Below are 24,510 nucleotides of genomic sequence, written 5' to 3'. Positions count from 1 at the left end.
CACTCCTTAATAAGATGGCAAGTGTGCTCGGAATCTCTCGATAAATTTCTCACCACGTTCTTCAAATGTTTTATATTGATCCCAACTTGCACAAGCTGGTGAAAGTAACACCACATCATTAGGTTCGATAATGTCTTGAATTTTATCAACTGCATCTTCAACGTTCGTTGCTTTAATTACATATTTACCTTGGCTATTACCTAGTTTAGCAAATTTTTCTTGTGTTTCTCCAAAAACAATCATTACACGGACATTATTCATATACGGTATAAGTTCATCAAAGTCGTTACCTCTATCTAAACCGCCACATAACCAAATAATAGGTTGTGTGAATGAATTTAAAGCGAATTGTGTAGCTAAAGTATTAGTTGCTTTGGAATCATTATAGTATTTATTCGTACGGTGAGTACCAATGTATTGCAGTCTATGATCAATTCCTGAGAAAGTTGTCAGACTATCTACGATGGCTTTAACTGGTACGCCTGCCAAAATAGCAGCTAATACTGCAGCCAAAATGTTTTCTAAGTTGTGTTCGCCTGGTAAAACTAAATCTTTAACATTTATGATACGAACGCCATTAAATACGATAAATCCGTCTTTAATATATATTCCATTAACTTCTTGTTGTGTTGAAAAATAAAGTGTTTTTGATTTTAAATTCTCTGTTTCAATTAAATGTCTTTGATGATAGTTACAAATGAGATAATCATCTTCAGTTTGATTTTTATAAATTTGTTTTTTCGCATTTTGATAATTTTCTAAAGACTCATGATAATCTAGATGTGCTGAATATATGTTTGTAATGATTGCTATGTGAGGTTTGTATTCATCAATACCTAATAATTGGAAAGATGAAAGTTCTGTAATCAAATATTCATCAGCTTTAACTTCTTGAGCTACTTTAGAAGCAACATAACCTATGTTTCCTGATAGACGACCTGTTAAGACACTTTTTTTAAACATATCCCCTATTAGAGATGTCACAGTCGTCTTACCATTTGTGCCAGTCACACCTATAATAGGTGCCTCAGAAATAAGGTAACTTAATTCGACCTCGGTTAAGATTTTTAAACCTCTGCGAACTGCCTCATCAATAATTGAAACAGTATAAGGGATACCCGGATTTTTGACGATAATAGGATTATTATCAAGTAGCGAAAGAGGATGTTCACCACTTATTACCTCTATCCCCATTGATTCAAGATCTTTTGCATGTGCGTCTTGGGAAAGGTCCTTTCCATCATTCACTTTGACGTTTGCACCCAATTTAGCTAATAATTTTGCTGCTTCATAACCACTTTTAGCTAAGCCAACTACTAGAACATTTTTATTTTCTAATCCTGTGTAATTCAGCATTCTAATGCACTCCAATCCATAAGCCTATTAATCCTGAAATTAAACCTACTGTCCAGAATACAGTTACTACTTTCCATTCTCCCCATCCACTTAATTCAAAATGATGGTGAATAGGACTCATTTTAAATATACGTTTCTTAGTTAATTTATAAGACGCTACTTGCATCATAACTGATAATGTTTCAATAACGAAAACTAATCCTACAAAGAAAAGCGACAATTCCTGATTTAACATAATTGAGATTGTAGCGAATATTCCTCCTAATGCAAGACTACCTGTGTCACCCATAAATACTTTTGCTGGGTTTAGGTTATAAGGTAAAAAGCCTATTAATGCAAACACCATAATGACACAGAACGTACCGATTGCTGGGGAATCTAATATAAAGCTCATTATTGCATATATAGCAAATCCAATGATAGATAACCCTGTAGCTAAGCCATCCAGTCCATCAGTTAAGTTTACCGCATTTGAGAAACCAACCTGCCAAAAGATTATGAATATTACATACGCGAAGGAGAGTGGTAAATCAAAATGAGTAAACGGAATATGTAAATTTGTAGTGAAATTAACTAAATGAAAAACATCACCTAGCACAAAGAATATAACTGCAATTAAAATTTGAGCTAAGAATTTTTGTTTACTCGTTAAACCTTGGTTGTTTTTCTTAACTACTATAATATAATCATCAATAAATCCAATTAGTCCAAATCCAATAGTGACTAATAATAATAAAATAATAGGATTTGATTTATCGACAAATATGATTGCAATAATAGATGTAATAATAATACTTATTAAAAACGTGAGTCCACCCATAGTTGGTGTTCCCGTTTTTTTCATGTGGCTTTGAGGCCCTTCTTCTCTAATGCTTTGGCCAAATTTCATTCTTTTTAACGTAGGAATGAGCACTGGTACTAATATAAATGTTATGAGTAGTGCGATGATCGCATATATAAATAACATATGAATCTCCTTTTCTTCACTTTCTAATATATTCGTTTAATTGTAAATAACCTTTAATAGTTTATCAGTTTTCGGTTTATTTTCATATAAATCTTTAAACATAAACAAATGAGGTTGGGACCATCTCTTAGTTAATCCCTAAAATGATCATCCCAACCTCTGTTGTCTGCTTAGTTCAATCAGCTGTCATCGCTGGAACTTGAATTATTTTTTGAATTGCTATTGGAGTCTTTTTTAGAGTCAGAACTTGAACTATCCTTTGATTCTGATTTAGAAGATGAGCTTGAATCTTGTTTAGAGTTTTTATCTTTAGACTTACTTTCATCTTTCGAATTTTTACTAGCTTCTGTTGCATTTGAATCATCTTCACTATCATCAGTTTTATCAGCAGATAGTGTCACTTCTACTTTATCTTTGTTTTTCAACGCTTGGCCTTTAGTAATACTTTGGTTAGTTACAAAACCATTACCTTTAGTGGAAACTTTAATATGTGTTAAGTCTTCAAATGCGAGTACATCTTCTTTTGTCCAACCTGTCATATCCGGCATAGTGATATCACCATCTGTAAGTAACATTACTTTACTATGAGGTAAAATCTTAGTCCCTGCTTTGACAGATTGAGATTTAATTTGCTTACCACTACCTATAGTAACTGGTTTGAGCGACTGAGCATTCATACTATCTTCTGCTTTTTGTGTTTCTTGACCTTCAACGTTAGGTACCTTACTGTAATCAGCTTTAGATGCAGAATCACTTGATTTACCTACATTGAGATACTTGAGTGTGTTTTCCATAATAGGTTTAAATGCTTTACTTACACCCATCTCGTAAGCTTCTTCATCATTTTTCTGAGCTAAACTCATACCCGCGTAAACGATGACTTTAGGATTTTTCTTCGGCGCGTCACCTATAAAGCTTACAAAGTAAGGATTTTCACCTTTAACATATCCGCCACCATTTGAATCTGCTACTTGAGCGGTACCAGTTTTACCTTCGATGTCGTAACCTTTAACGCGATAATTCATCGCATGACTTTGTTTACTATTAACAACTTTGTCTAACTCTTTTTCAACTTTATCAGCAGTATCTTTTGAAATTGGTTTTCCTGCGTACTCTTTTTTACCACTATAGAAGTTTTTCTTAGTGACAGGATTATCAATACTATTTACAAACCAAGGTTTTAACATATTACCTTTATTGAAAAATGCTGATTGTGCTTGAATCATCTGTACAGGTGTAACAGTCGTAGATTGTCCAAACGCAGATGTTTTTTGTTGTAACTCATTAGCCCAAGCTACGTGGCCTGATGCTTCTCCATCAAACATTCCATCTGTTTTCTTACCAAAGCCAAAACGTTCATACCATGACTTCATCTTATCTGCACCAACTAAATCTTGTAAATGCATCATTAATGTGTTAGATGAATAGGTGAAGCCTAGAGTCATAGGTATATTGCCCCAACCTTCTTTATTCCAATCTGAGATCTCAGAACCCATAATGTCTCTGTGTCCAGATTTATATTTTTCATTAGGTTTAAATTTACCTTCTTGGATAGCAGCAGCTAATCCATAAGACTTAAACGTAGAACCTGGTTCATACGTATTTTGGTATAAATCGTTAGCCCATTTTTTACCAAAATCCTTACCTGTTTCAGGGTTAAAGGTAGGTCGTTGACTATAAGCGAGTATTTCACCTGTTTTAGCGTCCATTACAACTGCAAATAAATCTTTAGGCGCATATTTCTCTACCATGCCATCTAAAGCTTCTTCAACAAAGACTTGAATATTAGAATCAAGCGTTAAATGAACATCGTCTCCTCGTTTAGGAGTTTGTTCTTTTTTAGTATTAGGAGCAATATAACCCCAAATATCTTGGATATATTTAAGCGTACCTTGCGTTCCATTTAAGTAGCTATTAAAGATTTTTTCAACACCTAAAGCACCATTAAGTTGTCCTGTGTCAGGGTCTTTTTGAGCCATACCAATTAAATGAGAGGCAAAGTTTCCATTAGGATAGAAACGTTCGGTCTCAGGATATAATGAAACCCCAGGTAAATTCATTTTTTCAATTTTTTCTTTATCTTGATAAGTTAAGTTGGTTCCTTTTTGACCAAACTCAACTTGGAAAGCTTTCTTTTGATTGAGTCGTTTTTCAATATCAGAAGCTTTCATATCTATAACTTTAGATAATTGTTTAGCTGTTTTCTTCTTATCTACTACGTGACGTGGCTTTTTACTATTTTGACTTGCCTTTTTATCGACAACTGCAACAACTTTATACCTTTCAACATCTTCTGCAAGAACCTTCCCATTGCGATCATAAATTTTACCACGCTCTGGTTGCTCAGAATTTTTTACTAAGTATTTTTCATTTGCCTTCATCACAAGATTCTGACCATTTGAATGACCAGTTACCATAATATATGAGAACCTTAAAACCAATATAAAAAAGAGCAGTCCGAATAAACCAACTAGAAGGACTGCCCCTATTTTATTTTTTTTAATTTTAATTTTTCGCTTCGCCATTACTACGCACTACCTTTACATTATCGTTCTGTAGGCTCATACCTTGTTTTTTAGCCTTATCGTAAATGCGTTCATATGAAGAATTTTTCTTGATTTCAGATTTTAATGCGCTGTTTTCACTAGATTGTTTTTCTATTTTTTGATCTAAATCTGCAATTTTCCCCCGCGTATCATACGCATCCATTTTTAAAGATAGCATATAAATACTAATCATGGCAATTACTGTAATAAGCGTTATGTATAAAACTTTTTCAAATCTAGTTAATTGGACGACTACTTTTCTTTTAACAGTCTGTTTTTCTGGACGAGATTGCGGTTGTCTTTGTGGAATACTGGTTTGAGTTGCTTCATCATAAGGTTGATAAATTTTTTCTACAGCCATTTCAATTACTCCTTATTTTAAAATTTCTGCAACACGTAGTTTTGCACTACGCGCACGATTGTTTTCGTCTAAATCTTCTTCAGTAGCAGTTATCGGTTTGCGATTTACACGTTTTAATTTCGGCGAGTAACCTTCAGGAATAATTGGTATCCCTCTCGGAACTTCTGGTCCTTTCTCATATTCTTGGAAAATTTGCTTACATAAGCGGTCCTCCAAAGAATGGAACGTGATGACCGAAATCCTTCCATTAACATTTACACTCTCAATTGCTTGTTCAATTGAATCTTCAAACGCGGATAATTCATCGTTTACAGCTATTCGAATTGCTTGAAAAACTCTTTTAGCAGGATGTCCCCCTTTACGTCTCGCCTTGGCAGGTATACCTTCTTTGATGATGTCAACGAGTTGTAAAGTCGTTTCTATTGGATGTTGTTCTCGATTAGCTTCTATTCTTCTTGCAATTTGTTTTGAAAACTTTTCTTCACCGTAACGATAAAAAATCTTTACCAATGCTTCATAAGACCATTCATTCACTACCTCATAAGCAGATAATGATTGAGTTTGATCCATCCGCATGTCTAATTTCGCATCATGATGATAACTAAATCCTCTTTCAGGGACATCCAATTGCGGACTCGAAACACCGAGGTCGTAATAGATGCCGTCTACTTTTTCAATGTTTAAATCTTTTAAAATATTCGTTAATTCTCGAAAGTTGTTATGAACAAAAGTGACTTTATGTAAGTGTTCTTTCAAAACAACTTTTGCATTTTCTAAGGCTGTTAAATCTTGATCAATCGCAATAAGTCTACCTTCATCATTTAATTGATTAAGTAAATAAAGGGCGTGACCTGCACCACCAAGCGTACAGTCAACATACACACCATCTTCTTTAATATTTAAATAATCAATGGTTTCGTTTAACATGACGCTGACGTGATGAAACACTTGAATACCTCCATTTAAAAATCAAAATCTATCAAATCTTCAGCAATATCTTCGAAACTATCTTCTGATTCTTCATAGAAGTCATTCCAAGTTTCTCTGTCCCAAATCTCAATACGATTAGACACACCTATTACTGTACATTCTTTGGTTAAATTAGCGTATTTCCTCAAATTCTGAGGTATGTTAATACGCCCTTGCTTATCTAATTCTACTTCTACAGCACCAGAGAAGAACATACGCATAAATTTACGTGCGTCTTTTTTAGTCATAGGTAAGGTTTTCATCTTCTCTTCAATTTGTTGCCATTCTTCAAGTGTGTAACCAAATAAGCATTTATCAAGGCCTCTAGTGATAATAAAACGTTCATTTAAGTCATAACGAAACTTGGACGGTACTATCATACGTCCTTTTGTATCTAATTGATGATCGTATTCTCCCATGAACATTTTTTATCACCTCACCTTATTTATAATTTACCACATCTCCCCACTATCCTCCACTAATTAAGCAAAATTAGTTCAATTTATTTGCTCAAACACAAAAAAACCCGTTTTATCAAAAAGATAAAACGGGTTCAAACGCCTTTATATCAAGGTTTTATAATTATATGATCAAAAGTGTAATGAAGTGGTGGGTAGGTGGAGGGATGGAACACATTTTTCCCAAAATCATTCATTATTTGTAATGGATTCCAAATTCTTTCTTGTAATCCACCCATTGGATGGAGCACTTCATTAATTTCTCTAAATTGGCGCATACTAATATCATTCTCTCTTTCTACATTTAATAAGTAGCGTTTTAACAAGTAATGATATTGTTCTTGGTGAATTTCATTATTCTTCTCTATCAATAATTCATTATCATGATTTCCTGCAACTTGAGATTTCAATCTTTCAGTTAGTTGTTGCTGTTTTACTTTCATTTGCTCTACTTCATCTATCAATTCTTGAGAGGCTTTTTCACGTACAAATTTCTGTCTATCTTGTTCTACTCCATATGAAATGATAGTTTCAGTTTTCAGATTATATTGTTTCAATAATTTTTTAGTTCTATCATACATATAGCTTATTCTAAGTCTAGGTAAAACAATGGGCATTTCAACATTAAGTAAATTAAACACTTCTTTTAATTCTGCCCAGTACTTTATTTCGCTTGGTCCACCAATAAATGCAACAGTATTAAATAACCACTCTTCCATAACTGGACGAGTAACAACATTATTTGATATTCTCTCGGGCTCGTTTTCAATAATGTTAAATAAATCTTCTTTTGAATATGACTTCTCCGATTTACTAGTAATAAATCTGCCATCTTTATATTTTAATAACTGTCTCATATTTTCATCATGAATAAATAAATGAGTATTAGTGTCTGTCTGAATCATTGGATTTAATCCTTGTGCTTCAATTTTGGATTGTGTATCTCGAAAAGCTTGATCCAATTTTTCACTTTTATCTAGTATATCTTTGAAAATAGGCTTTTCCATTTTCCTTAACTCTGTGAATTGAGCATCTAGGAGTAATACCCCATATTCTTTGAAAATTTCATGTAGAAGTCCTTTGAAGATATCAGTCCAATTTTCGTAGCGTAAGATGATGCTACGACATAACTGATACACTTCATTGCTATGGGAAGTCTCTGTTAATTCTTTAAAAAATTGATTAAGCGACTCCAACAAAGCTTCTTTATCAGGAGTAAAACGAGTAACACTAGTTTCAGGTGGAGTCATCGTATGATATTTAATCTTATCGAGCGTTGCCTTCTTATGATTAAATACAAAAGTATGATTAACTTCATCAAAATCATGGTCTTCTCCAGCAATCCAAAAAACGGGAATAATTTTTTCATTATATTGATTTGTCAGTTGATTACTTAGAGTAATAATTGAAAAAATTTTATGAAAAGTGTAGAGAGGTCCTCCAAACAATCCCGCTTGCTGTCCTCCAATTACTACTTTAGCTCCCTCAGCTAAATCTTTAATATTCATAATTTGTGATTCTGACAAATCTAAATCACTCATATAAGATTTTATAACAGAAGAAAGTTGCTCTTCTCTACCATTATTTGGAGTATTAAGTCTTTTAGAGAAACTATCGCTTAAACTTGCATCATATTCATAAAACCTCGCAATTTGAGAATCGCCATTTTTTATTTTAGAGATAAACTGATCATCTTCATTTAACTTTATTACATTGCACTTCATGTTTTAACTCCTTCAGTATCACTATTACTCATATAGTATAAAGACTATACTCATTTATGACAATTTTACGGCTTAAATTTATTTATATATTCATTTTAAAACTGGAATTTTCTATAATTTTAAATAAATGAAAGTTAACATTAAAATAAGGTATAATAGAGAAAAGAAATTAAAGGGGAGAGAAAATATGAGCGAGGTAAAACATCTAGAGATAAATTATAAAACTGATGAGCTCTTTGAAGATTTTAGAGAGTTCGGCAATAAAGATCTCTATATGGTTGAAGAATTAAAAGGTCAAATGATAGATGCAAGTTCAGATTCACCTTTTTATGGCATTTTTGTAGGAGATAAATTAGCGGCAAGAATGGCTTTACTCGACAAAGGCGAAGTTGAAGAAACTTATTTCCCAGATTGTGATGATTACATTTTATTATGGAAATTAGAAGTTCTTGAAAAATATCAAGGTCGTGGCTATGCTAAAAAGCTTATAGATTTTGCTAAAGAAAATAATAAACCTATCAAAGCCATTGCTAGAAAAAACTCAAAAGACTATTTCTTAAAACATGGTTTTGAGGATGTCGAAGCTAAAAACCCTGAAGGTCACGATGTATTAATTTGGAAACCTTAACATAATATAAAAAGCCATTAAATGTATGCTAAATACATTTAATGGCTTTTTTCTATTCAACAATATTAATTAGTTCTGACAAATTACTAATCTCGTAATGAGGTTGTATATTAGAGTTATTTTCTTTTTCACGGTAATTAAACCAACATGTTTGAATATTAGCATTGAGGCCACCCATAACATCAGAGGTCAACGAATCTCCAACTATAATTGTTTCCTCTCTATTAATGTTTCCAATCTCATTAAAGATGTAATCAAAGAATTCTCGCATAGGTTTCTGGTAACCAGTCTGCTCTGAAATAAATATTCCATTAAATATATCATTAAAATTTGTCTGAGCAATACGACGCTGTTGCGTGATTGTCACACCATTCGTAACAATATATAATGAATGTTTATCTTTCAGCTGGTTAATAGTTTCAATCGTTTGATCGAAAAATTTAAGCGGCGCTTTAGCTAATTCATCTCTAAATATCTCATCCGCTTCTTTACCATCTACTTCTATGTAATAATCATTGAAATAATTAATAAATCGATGAGATAAAACTTGTTCTTTCGTCAATTCATTTTGTTGAAAAGCTTCCCAGTGTGCTTGATTGACCTTTCTAAAATGTTGGAAATCTTGTTTAGTCGGAAAATGACCGTAATGTTTTGCCATATTATAAAATGCCTTTTCCTCTGCATCGTAAAAATCAACTATTGTATCATCGAAATCTAATAAGATATGTTTATATGTCACAATTTATCCCCGTTTCAAATTTTAATGAACAAACTTCTTATTCTTTTTAATAATAACAAATAATCTGCAAATAAAAAAAGACCAGAGCGCTTGCCCTGGTCCATCTAATCATATATTAGAATCCGAATACTTTACCTAATAAACCGATTCCGTTTTCTGCGATACCCACGATGCTTGTACCTAATTTTGCCCAGTCATGGTCTTGTCCTGCTTTTACTGTGTTTGCGATTGCTTCTGCTAATTTTTGCATTATAATCTCTCCTTTTAGTAGTTTATTAAAAAATGAGTAAGTTGATTAAATTAGAATCCGAATACTTTACCTAATAAGCTGATTCCATTTTCAGCGATACCTACGATGCTTGTACCTAATTTTGCCCAATCTTGGTCTTGTCCTGCTTTTACTGCGTTTGCGATTGCTTCTGCTAATTTAGTCATTATAGTCTCTCCTTTAGTTTATTTTATTTATAATTAAGTTCTTATTTATCGAAAATTAACCACCGAATACTTTAGTTAATGCACTTACACCGTTTTCTACGATATCAACGATGCTTGTACCTAATTTTGTCCAATCATGGTCTTGTCCTGCTTTTACTGTGTTTGCGATTGCTTCTGCTAATTTTTGCATTATAATCTCTCCTTTATTATTAAAACGATATTAATAATCTGAATTATGCACCAATAAATTTAGAAATAACTTTTACACCATTGTCAACGATGTCAACAATGCTAGTTCCTAATTTTGTCCAATCTTGGTTGATTCCAGCATCGACTGTGTTTCTAATTGCGTCGAATAATTTTTCCATTACAAACACTCCTTCAGTAAAATGTGATAATGCGTGAGTTAATTAATTTAAAACGATGAATGAACTTGTGTTGTTTGTTTATCTATCGTTTTGTTACTTATACTATAAAGCGGATTTAGCACAATTTGTTTATATTTTCTTAAGTCGGTATTTAAAGGTCTAAACTGTGAAATGAAAACGTTTACACAACAGTTTGGAATTCCTTAGTGTATTGTTTACAATTCAATTGTTAAAAATTCCTTGCATCTTTACAATAAATTAACATTCTAGTATAAAAAGCACTACTATAGTGAAAAATATAAACATTTTTTATAAGAGAACTATTGCTAAAACTCCCCCATTTAGATATAATAATTCTTGTGTTAAAAAATGTCCTGGTAGCTCAGCTGGATAGAGCAATGGCCTTCTAAGCCATCGGTCGGGGGTTCGAATCCCTCCCAGGACGCTAATAATATACTTTCAAGACGATGAGGGATACTAAAAATGTAGTATCCCTCATTTTTCGTTAATAAAGATCCTTAACGTAAATCGGATAATTTAATTAGATTGATTACAAAAGATGCGTAGTTTAATTTCGCTATCTTTTAATTACTTAAATATCGCTCTTCTAAAAAGAAAATGCATAACAATCATTAAATCCGTTAAAATTTTCCATTATTTGTGCCTAACTGTATTTAAACAATGCTAAAGTGTCGTAATCTAAAAAAATACCTACCCATTTACGGGCAGGTATCATTTTATAATGCTTATCTGTTTAAATATTTATCATAACTGTATCTATTATTTTATTTTCTCTATTTCTAAAATTTAGTTCAGCCTGTGAGCCGGTATCATTAATAATAAGTTCAGCAAATGTTTCTTCTATATTACTGCGTGATTGTGAGATGCTACCTGGATTAATAACATGTACTCCAGCAATATACTCATATTTAGCAACATGAGTATGTCCATAAAATGCAAATTGGCAAGATAGAGATTTTGCTTTTTCAGCAAGTTTCATACGCGTACGATTGACATCGTAAAAATGTCCATGTGTGTAAAAAGCTTTCATACCCTCTTCTTCAATTATCTCTTCTTCAGGAAATTCAGGATAAAAATCACAATTGCCTTTAACACGATGATATAGACTTAATTCCGTATCATTATATTGAAACTCCGAATCACCTAGATGTAGAAAGGCATCAGCATTTTGATGCTTTTCAAACACGTGATACAAAATCCCTGATTCATTATGATTATCACTAATAATAATCCACTTACTCATTTTGACCACCTTCTAGATACGCTTTCAACAGTTGAATCGCATTTCCTCTGTGACTTATCTCACTTTTCTCTTCGTCAGTAAGTTCTGCCATTGTTCTCTTTTTATCAGGCACAAAGAAGATTGGATCATAACCAAATCCATGAGTCCCTTGTCTTGCATGAGTAATTTCACCAGAAACTGTGCCTTTAAATGTTTTAGTTTCTTCACCTGGTGCACTCATACTAATCACACAAACAAATTGTGCTCGTCGATCAGATTCATTCTCTAAATTAGCCAATAGCTTATCAATATTAGCATCATCACTTTTATCTAGTCCTGCATATCTTGCTGAATAGACACCTGGTTCACCTTTAAGTGCGAACACTTCAAGTCCACTATCATCAGCAATCACACGCTTATTTAACACCTTGGCTGCAGCTTCTGATTTTAATTTAGCATTCTCTTCAAATGTAGTACCTGTTTCCTCAACATCGAAATTTGGTAAAAGTTCAGAAATACCTATGACATTATCTTCTTTGAAAATAACTTTAAAGTCATTAATTTTACCTTTGTTATTCGATGCAATGACAATATCTGACATAACTATACTTACTCCCTTCTCTTACTCACCTACTGTAATTTGTTCAACTTGTACATTCATTTTAAGCCATTCGGCAATAATATTTTTGATATGTGTGGTATCACCAGTCGCAAAGAATCGATGTTTTGGATGTTCTGTATAACTCGCATGTTCATTACTAAACGTTAATAACGCACTTACTTCACGTGCAGTTTCTAATCCTGAAGAAATTACAGTTTTTTCACCATCAAAATAATCATAAATAGGTTTGTATAATAGAGGATAATGCGTACAACCTAAAATTACAGTATCAGCATCACTGTTTCTCCATTGTTTTAATGTCTGATGAATAACAATACTTGTGATAGTTGGGTCATTATATCTCATTTGTTCAACTAACGGTACAAAACCTGGACATGCCACACCATAAACATTGACGTTAGGATTAATCTTTTTAATATGAGTACGATAAGCTTCTGATTTAATTGTACCTTCAGTTCCTAATACTAAAACATTTTGATTTTTAGTCGTCATAATCGCAGTTCGTGCACCTGGTTCAATAACTCCAATAACAGGAATAGGCAACAATGTTTGTAAATGCTCTAATGCAACAGCTGTTGCTGTATTACAAGCAATGACTAACATTTTTATATCAAATTCCATTAATTTTTGAGCAATTTCTGTAGTAAACTGTTTAACTTCATCCCCAGGTCTAGGTCCATAAGGGCATCGTCCAATATCACCAAGATAATATATCGTCTCATTTGGTAATTGTCTCATGATTTCTTTGGCTACCGTTAAACCTCCCACACCTGAGTCGATAACACCTATAGGTTTATTCATATATCTTCATCCTTATTTTTTCAGTTAACCTTTATTTTATCACAATGGACTTATACTGTTTATTATTACGAATCTAGTTTTACTTTCTATTTTGAAAATGATTTCTAAGAAGCATACTAATTTAAAAAGACACTCATATTGATGGGAAATTTTTTTTAAACAAAAAACGACTAAGACTTTAACGTCTTAGTCGTAATATAATCGATATTAATCTACTTTATGGTCAGAACCGAAGAATGATTTAAACATATGGAATGATGTTTCTCTGTTTAAAGCTGCGATAGAAGTTGTCAATGGAATACCTTTAGGACAAGCATTCACACAGTTTTGAGAGTTACCACATTCTTGTAAACCACCAGTGCTCATTAAAGCATCTAAACGTTCATCTTTAGTCATTGAACCAGTTGGATGTAAGTCGAATAAACGCACTTGAGAAATCGCTTGAGCCCCAACGAATTTGTTATTAGGCGTTACATTTGGACATACTTCCAAGCAAACACCACATGTCATACATTTAGATAATTCGTAAGCTGTTTGACGTTTTTTCTCTGGCATACGTGGTCCAGGACCTAAATCGTACGTACCATCAATTGGAATCCAAGCTTTCATTCGTTTTAAGTTGTCGAACATTCTTGAACGGTCAACTTGTAAGTCACGAATAACTGGGAACGTACTCATAGGTTCTAAACGGATAGGTTGTTCTAATTGGTCAACGATTGCTGAACAAGATTGTCTTGCGCGACCATTGATAACCATTGAACAAGCTCCGCATACTTCTTCAAGACAGTTCATATCCCAAGTGACTGGAGTCGTCTTCTCACCTTTAGCATTAACAGGGTTACGTCTAATCTCCATTAAACATGCGATAACATTTAAATTCTCTTTGTAAGGAATTTCAAAAGTTTCCTCATATGGTTTAGATTCGTTATTGTCCTGTCTTTTAATGATTAATTTAACTGTTTTTTGATTAGATTGTTGATTCTGTTCTTTTGTTTGTTGATTACCTTGAGTTTCTGGAGTTTCTTTTACTGATTGTTCAGCCATTATTTTTTACCTCCCTTAGACTTACTAGTGTAATCACGTTTACGTGGTGGAATTAAACTTACATCAACTGGCTCGTAAGTAAATTCTGGTTTTTCAGTTCTACCTCTATAATGAGCCATTGTAGTTTTTAACCATTCATCATCATTACGATCTGGGAATTCAGGTTTGTAGTGTGCACCACGAGATTCATTACGGTTGTAAGCCCCAATAGTAATAACACGTGCTAATACTAGCATATTCCATAATTGACGAGTGAAGAATACGGCTTGGTTACTCCAAGTTTGTGTATCTTCCATATCGATATCTTCATAACGTTTCATCAATTCTTGGATTTTCTTATCTGTTTCTAATAATTTATCATTTTCACGTACAACTGTTACGTTAGCTGTCATAATTTCACCTAACTCACGGTGAAGTTTATAAGCATTTTCAGTACCACGCATATTTAACAGCTTGTCAAAACGTTCTTGTTCTTCTTTAACGCGTTTTTCATAAATACTGTCGTCTAACTCTGAATAAGAAGTTTCGATGTTTTGAACATATTTAACTGCGTTAGGACCTGCAACAGTACCACCATAAATTGCAGATAATAAAGAATTAGCTCCTAAACGGTTACCGCCATGTTGAGAGAAATCACACTCACCAGCAGCGAATAGACCTTTGATATTTGTCATTTGATCATAGTCTACATATAGTCCACCCATTGAGTAGTGTACAGCTGGGAAGATTTTCATTGGTACTTTACGAGGATCATCACCTGTGAATTTTTCATAGATCTCAATGATACCACCTAATTTAACGTCTAATTCATGTGGATCTTTATGAGATAAATCGAGATATACCATGTTCTCGCCGTTGATACCTAATTTTTGGTTAATACATACATCAAAAATTTCACGCGTTGCGATATCACGTGGTACTAAGTTACCATAATCTGGGTATTTCTCTTCTAAGAAGTACCAAGGTTTACCATCTTTATATGTCCAAATACGTCCACCTTCCCCACGAGCTGATTCACTCATAAGACGTAATTTGTCATCTCCAGGAATAGCTGTTGGATGGATTTGAATAAACTCACCATTAGCATAAATTGCACCTTCTTGATAAACAATTGATGCTGCAGATCCTGTATTAATCATTGAGTTTGTTGTTTTACCGAAGATGATACCAGGACCACCTGTAGCCATGATAACTGCATCTGATCCAAATGATTGAATTTCTGATGTTGTCATATTCTGAGCAACGATACCTCTTGCTGCATCTTCATCATCTTTAACGATACCTAGGAATTCCCAGCCTTCGTATTTAGTTACTAATCCATCTACTTCATAAGAACGAACTTGTTCATCTAAAGCGTATAATAATTGTTGTCCTGTTGTAGCACCGGCAAATGCAGTTCTGTGATATAACGTACCACCAAAACGTCTGAAATCTAATAAACCTTCATTTGTTCTACTAAACATTACGCCCATACGGTCTAATAAGTGTATAATTTTTGGTGCTGCTTCAGCCATCGCTTTTACTGGTGGTTGGTTAGCTAAGAAGTCTCCCCCATATACTGTGTCGTCAAAGTGAATCCACGGAGAATCTCCTTCACCTTTAGTATTAACCGCACCATTAATGCCCCCCTGGGCACAAACAGAGTGCGAACGTTTTACAGGTACTAATGAGAATAAATCTACATGTGCACCTTGTTCTGCCGCTTTAATTGTTGACATCAGACCGGCAAGTCCTCCACCGACAACAATAACTTTTTTCTCTGCCATAGAAATGTCACTCCCCTGATATTAAAAATCTAAGACTTAAGTTGAAATCATCGTTGTTACATAAATGCGATAATAGCTGATACACCGATATAAGAAACCACTAAGAATACAATTAAAGAAATCCAAGTGAATACGCGTTGAGATTTTTTAGATTGTAAAAAGCCCCACGTAACACAGAATGACCATAAACCATTTGCAAAGTGGAATACTACCGCAATGATACAAATGATATAGAAAATTGCCCATAATGGATTTTTTAACGTTTCATGCATCATGTCGTAATCTACTGCTTTACCGAAAAATGCTTTCTGTAAGCGTGTTTGCCATAAGTGCATCGCAATGAAAATGAAAGCTAAAATACCACTTACACGTTGGAAGAAAAACATCCAGTTTCTAAATAAAGAATAATGACCGATGTTTTCTTTTGCAGTAAATGCGATATGTAGTCCAAAAAGTCCATGGTATAGCAATGGAATATAAATAAGTAAAAATTCTACCACAATTAAGAATGGTAATGATTCCATGAAACCAGATGCTTTATTGAAAGCCTCTGCGCCTTGTGTTGCTTGATGGTTTACCAATAAGTGAACAATTAAGAATGCACCAATTGGGATAATACCTAATAACGAATGTAGTCGTCTAAGGTAAAATTCGTTTTTTGATTGAGCCAAAAGGAGTCCCCCCTGTGAAACAAATATTTAAATTTGCTAATTCCCAGAAAATTGTATGCAATATGCCCTGAAATTCCATATAAAAGACTAGCTTACATTTACTTCTTTATTTGGTACTTGTACGTGTAAACACTTTAATTAAATGAGAAATAAATCCACACAAGTATGGCTTAAAAAAGTAAAAGGCTAGTGATTATAAAGAATTCTTTAATAAAGATGTGACGACTCATAGTTGAAGTTACCAACACTTAATTGATAACATTTCTCATTTAGAAAACGCTTCCACACAACCTTAAAAAAATTAGCTTTTGTTAACCATATTGTAACATTTTTTATACTACTTTTGGGCATGAGAATAATTCTCATGCCCATTTTTTTGAAATTTATTTATTTTGTAGTGCTTTTTGTAGGTTTTTAGCAACTTTTTCAGGTAGGCCTGCACCTTTTAAATCATCTAAATTGGCTTCCTTCATTTTCTTAATTGACCCAAAAGTTCTTAAAAGTGTAGTTTTTCTCTTGGCGCCAATACCATCTATATCGTCTAAGACTGATTTAAGTCCTGTTTTTTGTCGAGTTTGTCTATGGAACGTTATCGCAAAACGATGTACCTCATCTTGAATTCTATGGAGTAAGTAAAAGGCTTGGCTGTTTTTCTTCAACGGTACAATTTCAGCACTTGCTCCATAGAGTAATTCAGATGTTTGGTGTTTGTCGTTCTTTTGAAGTCCTGCAACTGGAATGTCTAAGCCTAATTCATTTTCAAGGACATCCATCACACCGTTCATATGACCTTTACCACCATCAACAATAATTAAATCTGGTAAGGGTAAGCCCTCATTTAAAACGCGCGTATAACGCCGACGTACTACTTCTCTCATCGATTTATAATCATCAGGCCCTTCTACGGTTTTAATTTTATATTTACGGTATCCTTTTTTATCTGGTTTACCATCTACAAAGGTCACCATTGCAGAAACAGGATCCACACCTTGAATATTGGAATTATCAAAAGCTTCTATTCTAATAGGAGTTTGAATTCCCATGCGTTCTCCTAACTCTTCTATAGCTTTAATAGTTCTAGATTCATCTCTTGCAATTAACTCGAATTTATTTTCAAGTTGCACTTCAGCATTGTGATTAGCTAAATCAACCATTTCTTTCTTAGCCCCACGAGAAGGTTGAACAATCTTTGTATCTACAACTGAATGAATCATATCTTTATCAAGGTTCTTTGGAACATGAACTTCCTTAGGTAAGATATGTTGATTTAAGCTATAGAATTGTCCTATGAAAGTATAAAACTCTTCTTCCTCTGATTGTTGTATCGGTATCATTGTTGCATCTCGTTTTATCATATTTCCTTGTCTAATGAAGAAAACTTGTACACACATCCACCCCTTAGAAACGTTATATCCAAAGACATCTCTAATTGTATTATCAGTAGACATAATTTTTTGTTTTTTCGTTAAGTTATGAATATGTTGAATCATATCACGATACTCTTTCGCTTGTTCAAAGTCTAAATCTTCACTAGCTTTTGTCATTCTGCTCTCTAAATTATGAATAATCGTTTTATCTTCACCATTTAGAAAATCCGTAATTTCTTTAGTCATTTGTGCATATTTATCTAAATCAACATCATAAACACACGGCCCCATACATTGGCCTATATGATAGTATAAGCACAGTTTATCAGGCATATTATCACATTTTCTAAAAGGATAAATACGATCTAACAATTTCTTTGTTTCTTGAGCAGAATACGCATTAGGATAAGGACCGAAGTATTTTCCAGTTCCTTTTTTCACAGTGCGTGTAACAATCAGTCTTGGATGCTTTTCTTTTGTGATTTTAATAAAAGGGTAACTTTTGTCGTCTTTAAGTAAAATATTGTAACGCGGTTGATATTGTTTAATTAAATTTAATTCTAGTAATAAAGATTCAGTCTCACTTGAAGTCACAATGAATTCAAAGTTTCGTATCTCACTAACAAGGCGGGTCGTCTTAGCATCATGTGCACCAGTAAAGTAAGAACGTAGACGATTTCTTAATTTTTTTGCTTTACCTACATAAATCACTTGGTCATTTCTATCTTTCATTAAATAGCAACCAGGTTCTAACGGCACTACATTCAATTTTTCCTTAATTTTCTTTTGATAGTCCTCCAATTTTTTCCTCCTTTCTTTTAATTTTTATAAATACTATTTATAAACTAAATAAAGCTGGAGCATTTACATAATGAAATGCCCCAGTCTTAAGTCATATAATTCTTATAGATGTTTATCTAATACTTCTGCTAAGTTTTCTTTTGGTTGGAAACCTACAACTTTATCAACTGGTTGACCATCTTTAAACACGATTAAAGTTGGAATACTCATTACTTCGTATTTTGCAGCAGTTGATGGGTTTTCATCAACATCTAATTTTAAAATATCAGCTTTACCGTCATAATCTCCGGCTAACTCCTCTAGTACTGGAGCGATCATTTTACAAGGTCCGCACCAAGTAGCCCAGAAGTCTACTAATTTAACGCCAGATTCAATTTTAGTATCGAAATCAGAGTCAGTTACTTTTACGATTGCCATAAATGCCAATCCTCCTTAATTTTTAAATGATGAGCAAATTATAACAGACTTTAATAACAACTGCATTGCTATTGCTCAATTAAAGTATGATTATCTCATTTGCTTCATCACATCATTTTATTAACTAATAATACTGGGTTTATTGTACGTTATTTTCTCAAAAAATCAAATGCAGTGCTTGAATTAATCAATCATTAATCATTTGAGTTCTGCAACCGTTACGCCAAATCCACCTTCACTAGGCATACCACCTCTAAATTTGCTGACACTTTTATGTTTTTTTAAATGCTGTTGAACACCTTTTTGAAGCGCGCCTGTGCCTTTACCATGAATAATGTAAACTTGCTCATAATTACTTAAAACTGCTTGATCTAGATATTGATCTAATTCTATTAGTGCTTCCTCATAACGATATCCTCTTAAATCAAGTTCAGTCTTAATCGTTTGTCTATTTTGACGTGTAACCATTTTAGCTGGTTTTTCTTTTTTCTTCTTCGTTTTCTCTAAATCTTCAATAGGTAATTTCATTTTAATGATACCCATTTGCACAACTGCTTCATCTTCACCAACAAGTTCAAGCACCTCACCTTTTTGACCATATGAGAGCACTTTCACTTCATCACCAGCGTTAATTTTATCGTATTTTTTCTTCTGAACACTTTGTTTAATTGACTTCGCTTCATATTGGTCATCTAATTGTTTTTTCTTATCAATTAATTCATGTTCTTTAACTTCTGCACCTTTGTTGTCACGTAAATCTCTTAATTCTTTAAGAATTGTATCCGCTTCTTTAGTCGCAGATTTAACACGTTGATTCGCTTTTTCTTTCGCTTCATTCATCAATGATTGTTCATAGTTTTGATATTGTTGATATTGCTTCGCAAGGGCATCGTGAGTTTCTTGAGCTTCACGAACAAGTCGATCTAGTTCAATACGTTGTTCATCTACACGCTTAGAATTTCTTTCTAAAGATTCTATCATTGAGTTAATTTCTTGTTCATCTGTACCAATCATTGTTTTAGCTTTATTAATGATATTGAGGCCAAGTCCCAACTTTTTAGAAATATCGAATGCGTTTGAACGCCCAGGTACGCCCATGAGCAATTTATAGGTTGGGCTTAACGTATCAACATTGAACTCCACACTAGCATTCATGACACCTTCGCGATTATAACTATATGCTTTTAACTCTGGGTAATGGGTTGTTGCCATAACAAGTGATCCTAGGTTGCGAACGTAATCTAGGATACTCATTGCTAACGCTGCACCTTCACTAGGATCAGTCCCTGCGCCCAATTCATCAAATAATATTAAGCTATTTTTATCTGCTTCATGTAAGATTTCAACAATATTCTTCATATGAGATGAGAAAGTTGATAAAGACTGTTCAATTGATTGTTCATCGCCTATATCGCAGTATACATTTTCGAAAATACTTAATTGACTGCCATCAAGCGTTGGTATTAATAAACCAGATTGTGCCATGACAATAATAAGTCCAAGTGTCTTTAAAGTAACAGTCTTACCGCCTGTATTTGGCCCTGTAATAATCACCGTTTCAACATCATCGATAAATTCAATCGTATTTGAAACGACAGTTTCTTTATCTAATAATGGATGAAACGCGTTGGGAAGATAAACCGTTCTCTCTTTCTTAAAAGTAGGTTTCGTTCCCTTAATCGAACGTGCATAACGTGCTTTAGCAATTAAGAAATCAATTTGCCCCATCACTGATTCAGCTATAAGTATGGAATCGACTTCTACAGCTACTTGACCGGTCAACTCAGTAAGAATACGTTCGCGTTCCACAGCCTCATCGTTACGCAAACGACTGATTTGATTATTCATCTCTACAACTGAACTGGGTTCAATATAAAGAGTTTGTCCAGATGCTGATTGATCATGCACAATACCATTAAAATCTTGACGATATTCCGCTTTAACTGGAATTACGTTACGGTCATTTCTAACTGTGACAATGGCATCAGATAACTTCTTTTGATTGCTCTGACTTTTAACAATACGATCTAAATTCTGACGTATTCGTTGATTAGTACTAGAAATTTTGCTTCTAATACCTTGTAGTGCATAACTTGCATGGTCATATAAATCATAAGTATCACATTTATCTTTGATTTCTTGAAATAAATCAGTTAGTACCGGAAGCTGACTCATCTTTTCATCTAATATCGGGTACTTTACTTCTTCATCTTCTTCTAAGAGTTGGTTGTAAAACGTCTTAAATTGATTTTGAACTTGAATGAGTCGTTTAATTACATTCAATTCAGTCACATTTAGAACGCCACCTATATTCGCTCTATGAATAAGTGGTGATACCTTAGCTAAACCACTTAAACTTGGTAATCGATGTTTATTGTATATTTGAGAAATTTCATCAGTTTCATTGATTTGAAATTCAACAGTTTCAAATTCAGTTGCTGGTGTCATTGCATCTACTTTTTCACGACCTAAATCACTTATTGTTTCATCCGCAACAAAGGATTTAATCTTGTCGAATTCCAAAACATCTAATGTCTTTTGTCTCATGCAATCCCTCTATTTCTTTAATTTAATATTATTTTCAACGAGTGATTTAAACTCTTCTCGTGATAACGCATTGATCACTCTATCTTTTGTTACAAAACCTTTTTGAGCCGTAGCCACACCGTACTTCATAAACTCTAAATGATTCGTATGGTGTGCATCTGTATTAATTGTTAACTTAACGTTAGGATATTTACGTACAGTCTCAGCATTTAAATCTAAACGTTTAGGATTCGCGTTAATTTCTAATATCGTATTTGTTTCTTCAGCTAATTTCATTAATTTTTCTATATTAGGTTTATAACCAGGTCGTCGTCCAATGATTCGACCCGTCGGATGCGCAATATGACGCACGTATGGATTTTTACAAGCTACTTCTAAACGTTTCATAATCTCATCTTCAGATTGATTGAAACTTTGATGGATAGCAGCTATCACATAATCAAGTTGTGCTAAGACTTCGTCATCATAATCAAGTGAACCATCTGGTAATATATCCATTTCTGTACCAGAATAAATATCAATTTCATCATATTCTTCATTTAACTTTTTGATTTCTTCATTTTGTCTTAAGAGACGCTCTACCTGTAAACCATTTGCAACTTTCAAACTTTGTGAGTGGTCTGTGATTACCATGAATTGATAACCTTTAGCAATATTTGCTTCTACCATTTCTCTAATTGAAAAAGCACCATCACTATACGTTGTATGCATATGAATATCACCATTAATATCCTCTAAAGAAATGATATCACTTAAATCTTTATCAAATTCACTGCCATCTTCTCGCATTGCAGGTGCAATCCAATTTACGTCAAAATGGTGATAAATCTCTTCTTCACTTTGAAATTGCAGTAATGTACCATCAGCTTTTTCTATACCATATTCACTTACTTTTTCGTTACGTTCTTTAGCTAATTGTCGAATACGGATGTTATGGTCTTTAGAACCGGTAAAGTGTTGAAGCGTATGGTAGAAGGCTTTAGGCTCAATTAATCTAAAGTCTACACCTATCGTCTCATCATCATAAGATAACTCTAAAGATACTTTAGTATCCCCAACTGCTACTTCTTTTACTTTGTTAGGAATATCAAGCAATTGCTGTTGAACTTCTAGAGGTTGTTCCGTACTAATAATGAAGTCTAAATCTTTACTCATTTCTTTATAACGTCTAAAACTTCCAGCAGAAGAATAATTATCTACATGTTTAAGCTTTTTAATGAAATCAATAATTTCATTATTCAGACCTCTCATTTGATCAATCGGATAACTGTCTTTTTTGGCTCCTAGTGCTTTAACTGCTTCTAAAATATTCTGTTCAGTCTTCTTTGCGAAGCCACTTAGTTTACTGACTTCACCTTCTTCACAAGCTTTCTGTAAACTTTCTTTATCAATAATATGAAGTTCTTTATAAAGTTTAGCGATTTTCTTACTACCTAGACCTTGAATTTTTAATAAAGGGACTAATCCTTCAGGTACTTCCTCTTGGAGGGCTTGTAAGGTGCTAGACTCACCTTGATTTCTAAATTCGTTGATAACTTCGCCCACACCTTTACCGATACCCTTAAGCTCGGTAACATCCTCAATTTCATCTAAAGGACGCTCATCTATTTCCAAACTTTGAGCTGCTTTTCGATAGGCAGATACTTTAAACGTGTTTTCCCCTTTTAACTCCATATATGTTGCTATTTTTTCTAACAATTGAATTACATCTTTTTTAGTCATATACATCTCTCCATAAAAAGAAGACCAGGACACAACATTAAAGTTAGCTCTAGTCCTGACCTTATATAATTAGTTTATAAATTTAAAATAACCTGTGATACGTATGGTAAATTTAAAATTATCCTTTTACATATTAACGATTGTGCTATTTGATTTTGAATTAATGGCTCGGGATATAATGAAATAAAATATAGTCCAATTTGAATCACAATTAAGCTCATTATTAAACCTAGAATAATTCCTATAATTCGACTAACTAATTGATGTTTCTGATACGCTACTATATTATCAAATGTAACAATAATTAGATACAAAATAAGCTTAGCTAGCGTAGCTAAAATAATGAATGCAACAATATTTTCAAATCGTTGTTGCAATTGATTAAAATGAATTGCATAAGCTGTGTCATATGCTACCGTTTTAGGAAATGGTACAAACACAATCAGCCTTTGCGCTATAGGCTTATAAAACTGAGATGCAATCCATAATGATACGATTGAAGAAATAAAATGTAGTGTCGACAACCACGTCCCCCTACGGAAACCAATCATCATAAAGTAGAAAATCAATATAATGACAACTAAATCAACAACCATCTAATCTTCACTTTGTTTAAATTGATTGATTTCTTGTTGTAATCGACGATTTTCTTCTTCTAGTAAAACTTTCTCATGCATAATATTTACCGCTGTTAAAATCGATTTACGAGTAGTATCTAAGCCTGCGGATTTTTGACCTAATTCTTGCATTTTCTCATCTACAAGATGTGCAACATAACGAATATGCTCAGGACTGTCATCGCCAATGATTGTGAAATGTTGATCGTTGATCGTAACATTTATTCTATTTTTAAATTCACTCATGTTTAATTGCTCCTGACCTAATATTTAAATGATTTTAACTTTCTATAATTTAAAACTTCAAGATTTTTTCTTAATCTTGAAAATAAATAGCTATA

The 24,510-nt window shown here is 33.3% G+C and carries 25 protein-coding genes and 1 tRNA gene; 2 read left to right on the top strand and 24 right to left on the bottom strand.

All coding sequences use genetic code 11. The annotated features are described in order from the left end of the window. Window positions 1-6: 6 nt before the first annotated feature. From murD to bshC, 7 genes are all read right to left on the bottom strand, one after another. Window positions 7-1,356 (bottom strand): UDP-N-acetylmuramoyl-L-alanine--D-glutamate ligase, encoded by a 1,350-nt coding sequence (gene murD, locus HMPREF2642_RS08230; protein ID WP_002435137.1) that lies wholly within the window; start codon window positions 1,354-1,356, stop codon window positions 7-9. Between the two features lies 1 nt (window position 1,357). After that, window positions 1,358-2,323 carry a phospho-N-acetylmuramoyl-pentapeptide-transferase gene (gene mraY, locus HMPREF2642_RS08225; RefSeq protein ID WP_023350433.1) on the bottom strand — a complete coding sequence of 322 codons (966 nt, stop codon included), beginning with the start codon at window positions 2,321-2,323 and terminating at the stop codon, window positions 1,358-1,360. A gap of 179 nt (window positions 2,324-2,502) precedes the next feature. Beyond that, window positions 2,503-4,848, bottom strand: coding sequence for a penicillin-binding protein (locus HMPREF2642_RS08220; protein ID WP_023350434.1), 2,346 nt, complete (start codon window positions 4,846-4,848; stop codon window positions 2,503-2,505). Continuing rightward, window positions 4,829-5,230: a cell division protein FtsL gene (gene ftsL, locus HMPREF2642_RS08215; RefSeq protein WP_023350435.1), complete on the bottom strand. Its 402-nt coding sequence runs from the start codon at window positions 5,228-5,230 to the stop codon at window positions 4,829-4,831. Before ftsL ends, HMPREF2642_RS08220 begins: the two co-directional genes overlap by 20 nt. A 12-nt stretch (window positions 5,231-5,242) precedes the next feature. Continuing rightward, complete coding sequence (gene rsmH / locus HMPREF2642_RS08210) at window positions 5,243-6,178, bottom strand: 16S rRNA (cytosine(1402)-N(4))-methyltransferase RsmH (RefSeq protein ID WP_002435203.1); 936 nt, start codon at window positions 6,176-6,178, stop codon at window positions 5,243-5,245. Between the two features lie 14 nt (window positions 6,179-6,192). Continuing rightward, window positions 6,193-6,624, bottom strand: coding sequence for a division/cell wall cluster transcriptional repressor MraZ (gene mraZ / locus HMPREF2642_RS08205; protein ID WP_002435248.1), 432 nt, complete (start codon window positions 6,622-6,624; stop codon window positions 6,193-6,195). 143 nt (window positions 6,625-6,767) lie between these two features. After that, the gene (gene bshC / locus HMPREF2642_RS08200; RefSeq protein ID WP_030065277.1) at window positions 6,768-8,381 is read right to left on the bottom strand and encodes a bacillithiol biosynthesis cysteine-adding enzyme BshC; all 1,614 of its coding nucleotides are present in this window, start codon (window positions 8,379-8,381) and stop codon (window positions 6,768-6,770) included. Window positions 8,382-8,568: 187 nt separating this feature from the next. On the opposite strand from bshC, the gene HMPREF2642_RS08195 reads away from it, so the two are divergent. After that, the gene (locus HMPREF2642_RS08195; protein WP_030065275.1) at window positions 8,569-9,009 is read left to right on the top strand and encodes an N-acetyltransferase; all 441 of its coding nucleotides are present in this window, start codon (window positions 8,569-8,571) and stop codon (window positions 9,007-9,009) included. A 52-nt stretch (window positions 9,010-9,061) separates the two neighbouring features. On the opposite strand, the gene HMPREF2642_RS08190 is transcribed toward HMPREF2642_RS08195, so the two are convergent. The 5 genes from HMPREF2642_RS08190 to HMPREF2642_RS08170 all read right to left on the bottom strand — a co-directional run bounded on the left by HMPREF2642_RS08190 (window position 9,062) and on the right by HMPREF2642_RS08170 (window position 10,551). Then, entirely contained in the window at window positions 9,062-9,748 is a 687-nt protein-coding gene (locus HMPREF2642_RS08190) for a YjjG family noncanonical pyrimidine nucleotidase (RefSeq protein WP_030065273.1), read from the bottom strand. A gap of 115 nt (window positions 9,749-9,863) precedes the next feature. Beyond that, window positions 9,864-9,998: a beta-class phenol-soluble modulin gene (locus tag HMPREF2642_RS08185; RefSeq protein WP_016898755.1), complete on the bottom strand. Its 135-nt coding sequence runs from the start codon at window positions 9,996-9,998 to the stop codon at window positions 9,864-9,866. A 50-nt stretch (window positions 9,999-10,048) separates the two neighbouring features. Continuing rightward, on the bottom strand, window positions 10,049-10,183 hold the full coding sequence (locus HMPREF2642_RS08180) for a beta-class phenol-soluble modulin (protein WP_002435169.1): 135 nt from the start codon (window positions 10,181-10,183) through the stop codon (window positions 10,049-10,051). Between the two features lie 55 nt (window positions 10,184-10,238). Continuing rightward, window positions 10,239-10,373: a beta-class phenol-soluble modulin gene (locus HMPREF2642_RS08175; RefSeq protein WP_002435168.1), complete on the bottom strand. Its 135-nt coding sequence runs from the start codon at window positions 10,371-10,373 to the stop codon at window positions 10,239-10,241. Between the two features lie 43 nt (window positions 10,374-10,416). Continuing rightward, a complete protein-coding gene (locus HMPREF2642_RS08170) occupies window positions 10,417-10,551 on the bottom strand; it encodes a beta-class phenol-soluble modulin (protein ID WP_002435197.1) in 135 nt (44 codons plus the stop codon). A gap of 371 nt (window positions 10,552-10,922) precedes the next feature. On the opposite strand from HMPREF2642_RS08170, the gene HMPREF2642_RS08165 reads away from it, so the two are divergent. Continuing rightward, window positions 10,923-10,996 (top strand) — tRNA-Arg (locus HMPREF2642_RS08165). A 309-nt stretch (window positions 10,997-11,305) separates the two neighbouring features. Here HMPREF2642_RS08165 and HMPREF2642_RS08160 read toward each other — a convergent pair. The 12 genes from HMPREF2642_RS08160 to zapA form a co-directional block, all read right to left on the bottom strand. Beyond that, window positions 11,306-11,815: a YfcE family phosphodiesterase gene (locus tag HMPREF2642_RS08160; RefSeq protein ID WP_030065271.1), complete on the bottom strand. Its 510-nt coding sequence runs from the start codon at window positions 11,813-11,815 to the stop codon at window positions 11,306-11,308. Then, window positions 11,808-12,395, bottom strand: a complete 588-nt coding sequence (locus tag HMPREF2642_RS08155) for an XTP/dITP diphosphatase (RefSeq protein WP_030065269.1) — start codon at window positions 12,393-12,395, stop codon at window positions 11,808-11,810. The genes HMPREF2642_RS08160 and HMPREF2642_RS08155 overlap by 8 nt, the downstream gene beginning before the upstream one ends. 21 nt (window positions 12,396-12,416) lie before the next feature. Continuing rightward, complete coding sequence (gene racE, locus HMPREF2642_RS08150; protein ID WP_002435221.1) at window positions 12,417-13,217, bottom strand: glutamate racemase; 801 nt, start codon at window positions 13,215-13,217, stop codon at window positions 12,417-12,419. 207 nt (window positions 13,218-13,424) lie between these two features. Further along, entirely contained in the window at window positions 13,425-14,261 is an 837-nt protein-coding gene (gene sdhB, locus HMPREF2642_RS08145) for a succinate dehydrogenase iron-sulfur subunit (RefSeq protein ID WP_002435188.1), read from the bottom strand. After that, complete coding sequence (sdhA, locus tag HMPREF2642_RS08140) at window positions 14,261-16,027, bottom strand: succinate dehydrogenase flavoprotein subunit (protein WP_002435075.1); 1,767 nt, start codon at window positions 16,025-16,027, stop codon at window positions 14,261-14,263. Before sdhA ends, sdhB begins: the two co-directional genes overlap by 1 nt. A gap of 56 nt (window positions 16,028-16,083) precedes the next feature. After that, window positions 16,084-16,698 (bottom strand): succinate dehydrogenase cytochrome b558 subunit, encoded by a 615-nt coding sequence (locus HMPREF2642_RS08135; RefSeq protein WP_002435177.1) that lies wholly within the window; start codon window positions 16,696-16,698, stop codon window positions 16,084-16,086. A gap of 383 nt (window positions 16,699-17,081) precedes the next feature. Continuing rightward, window positions 17,082-18,866 carry an excinuclease ABC subunit UvrC gene (gene uvrC / locus HMPREF2642_RS08130; protein WP_030065266.1) on the bottom strand — a complete coding sequence of 595 codons (1,785 nt, stop codon included), beginning with the start codon at window positions 18,864-18,866 and terminating at the stop codon, window positions 17,082-17,084. A 102-nt stretch (window positions 18,867-18,968) separates the two neighbouring features. Continuing rightward, window positions 18,969-19,283 carry a thioredoxin gene (trxA, locus tag HMPREF2642_RS08125; RefSeq protein WP_002435174.1) on the bottom strand — a complete coding sequence of 105 codons (315 nt, stop codon included), beginning with the start codon at window positions 19,281-19,283 and terminating at the stop codon, window positions 18,969-18,971. 198 nt (window positions 19,284-19,481) lie between these two features. After that, window positions 19,482-21,830: an endonuclease MutS2 gene (locus tag HMPREF2642_RS08120; RefSeq protein ID WP_030065264.1), complete on the bottom strand. Its 2,349-nt coding sequence runs from the start codon at window positions 21,828-21,830 to the stop codon at window positions 19,482-19,484. Window positions 21,831-21,839: 9 nt separating this feature from the next. Beyond that, complete coding sequence (gene polX / locus HMPREF2642_RS08115; RefSeq protein ID WP_030065261.1) at window positions 21,840-23,552, bottom strand: DNA polymerase/3'-5' exonuclease PolX; 1,713 nt, start codon at window positions 23,550-23,552, stop codon at window positions 21,840-21,842. A 74-nt stretch (window positions 23,553-23,626) separates the two neighbouring features. Further along, window positions 23,627-24,148, bottom strand: a complete 522-nt coding sequence (locus HMPREF2642_RS08110; RefSeq protein WP_030065259.1) for a CvpA family protein — start codon at window positions 24,146-24,148, stop codon at window positions 23,627-23,629. Continuing rightward, window positions 24,149-24,415 (bottom strand): cell division protein ZapA, encoded by a 267-nt coding sequence (zapA, locus tag HMPREF2642_RS08105; RefSeq protein ID WP_002435154.1) that lies wholly within the window; start codon window positions 24,413-24,415, stop codon window positions 24,149-24,151. Between the last annotated feature and the right edge of the window lie 95 nt (window positions 24,416-24,510).

It is taken from the genome of Staphylococcus sp. HMSC055A09 (genome assembly GCF_001809655.1).
Taxonomy (GTDB): domain Bacteria; phylum Bacillota; class Bacilli; order Staphylococcales; family Staphylococcaceae; genus Staphylococcus; species Staphylococcus capitis.
Note: the sequence above shows the minus strand (reverse complement) of the source record. Positions and strands in the feature narration are given on the sequence as shown.

What these genes read in the sequence shown, in the direction of transcription:
- murD (WP_002435137.1), bottom strand. Translation starts at nt 1,356, where the DNA reads ATGCTGAATTACACAGGATTAGAAAATAAAAATGTTCTAGTAGTTGGC.
- mraY (WP_023350433.1), bottom strand. Translation starts at nt 2,323, where the DNA reads ATGTTATTTATATATGCGATCATCGCACTACTCATAACATTTATATTA.
- HMPREF2642_RS08220 (WP_023350434.1), bottom strand. Translation starts at nt 4,848, where the DNA reads ATGGCGAAGCGAAAAATTAAAATTAAAAAAAATAAAATAGGGGCAGTC.
- ftsL (WP_023350435.1), bottom strand. Translation starts at nt 5,230, where the DNA reads ATGGCTGTAGAAAAAATTTATCAACCTTATGATGAAGCAACTCAAACC.
- mraZ (WP_002435248.1), bottom strand. Translation starts at nt 6,624, where the DNA reads ATGTTCATGGGAGAATACGATCATCAATTAGATACAAAAGGACGTATG.
- bshC (WP_030065277.1), bottom strand. Translation starts at nt 8,381, where the DNA reads ATGAAGTGCAATGTAATAAAGTTAAATGAAGATGATCAGTTTATCTCT.
- HMPREF2642_RS08195 (WP_030065275.1), top strand. Translation starts at nt 8,569, where the DNA reads ATGAGCGAGGTAAAACATCTAGAGATAAATTATAAAACTGATGAGCTC.
- HMPREF2642_RS08185 (WP_016898755.1), bottom strand. Translation starts at nt 9,998, where the DNA reads ATGCAAAAATTAGCAGAAGCAATCGCAAACACAGTAAAAGCAGGACAA.
- HMPREF2642_RS08180 (WP_002435169.1), bottom strand. Translation starts at nt 10,183, where the DNA reads ATGACTAAATTAGCAGAAGCAATCGCAAACGCAGTAAAAGCAGGACAA.
- HMPREF2642_RS08175 (WP_002435168.1), bottom strand. Translation starts at nt 10,373, where the DNA reads ATGCAAAAATTAGCAGAAGCAATCGCAAACACAGTAAAAGCAGGACAA.
- HMPREF2642_RS08170 (WP_002435197.1), bottom strand. Translation starts at nt 10,551, where the DNA reads ATGGAAAAATTATTCGACGCAATTAGAAACACAGTCGATGCTGGAATC.
- HMPREF2642_RS08160 (WP_030065271.1), bottom strand. Translation starts at nt 11,815, where the DNA reads ATGAGTAAGTGGATTATTATTAGTGATAATCATAATGAATCAGGGATT.
- HMPREF2642_RS08155 (WP_030065269.1), bottom strand. Translation starts at nt 12,395, where the DNA reads ATGTCAGATATTGTCATTGCATCGAATAACAAAGGTAAAATTAATGAC.
- racE (WP_002435221.1), bottom strand. Translation starts at nt 13,217, where the DNA reads ATGAATAAACCTATAGGTGTTATCGACTCAGGTGTGGGAGGTTTAACG.
- sdhB (WP_002435188.1), bottom strand. Translation starts at nt 14,261, where the DNA reads ATGGCTGAACAATCAGTAAAAGAAACTCCAGAAACTCAAGGTAATCAA.
- sdhA (WP_002435075.1), bottom strand. Translation starts at nt 16,027, where the DNA reads ATGGCAGAGAAAAAAGTTATTGTTGTCGGTGGAGGACTTGCCGGTCTG.
- trxA (WP_002435174.1), bottom strand. Translation starts at nt 19,283, where the DNA reads ATGGCAATCGTAAAAGTAACTGACTCTGATTTCGATACTAAAATTGAA.
- HMPREF2642_RS08120 (WP_030065264.1), bottom strand. Translation starts at nt 21,830, where the DNA reads ATGAGACAAAAGACATTAGATGTTTTGGAATTCGACAAGATTAAATCC.
- polX (WP_030065261.1), bottom strand. Translation starts at nt 23,552, where the DNA reads ATGACTAAAAAAGATGTAATTCAATTGTTAGAAAAAATAGCAACATAT.
- HMPREF2642_RS08110 (WP_030065259.1), bottom strand. Translation starts at nt 24,148, where the DNA reads ATGGTTGTTGATTTAGTTGTCATTATATTGATTTTCTACTTTATGATG.
- zapA (WP_002435154.1), bottom strand. Translation starts at nt 24,415, where the DNA reads ATGAGTGAATTTAAAAATAGAATAAATGTTACGATCAACGATCAACAT.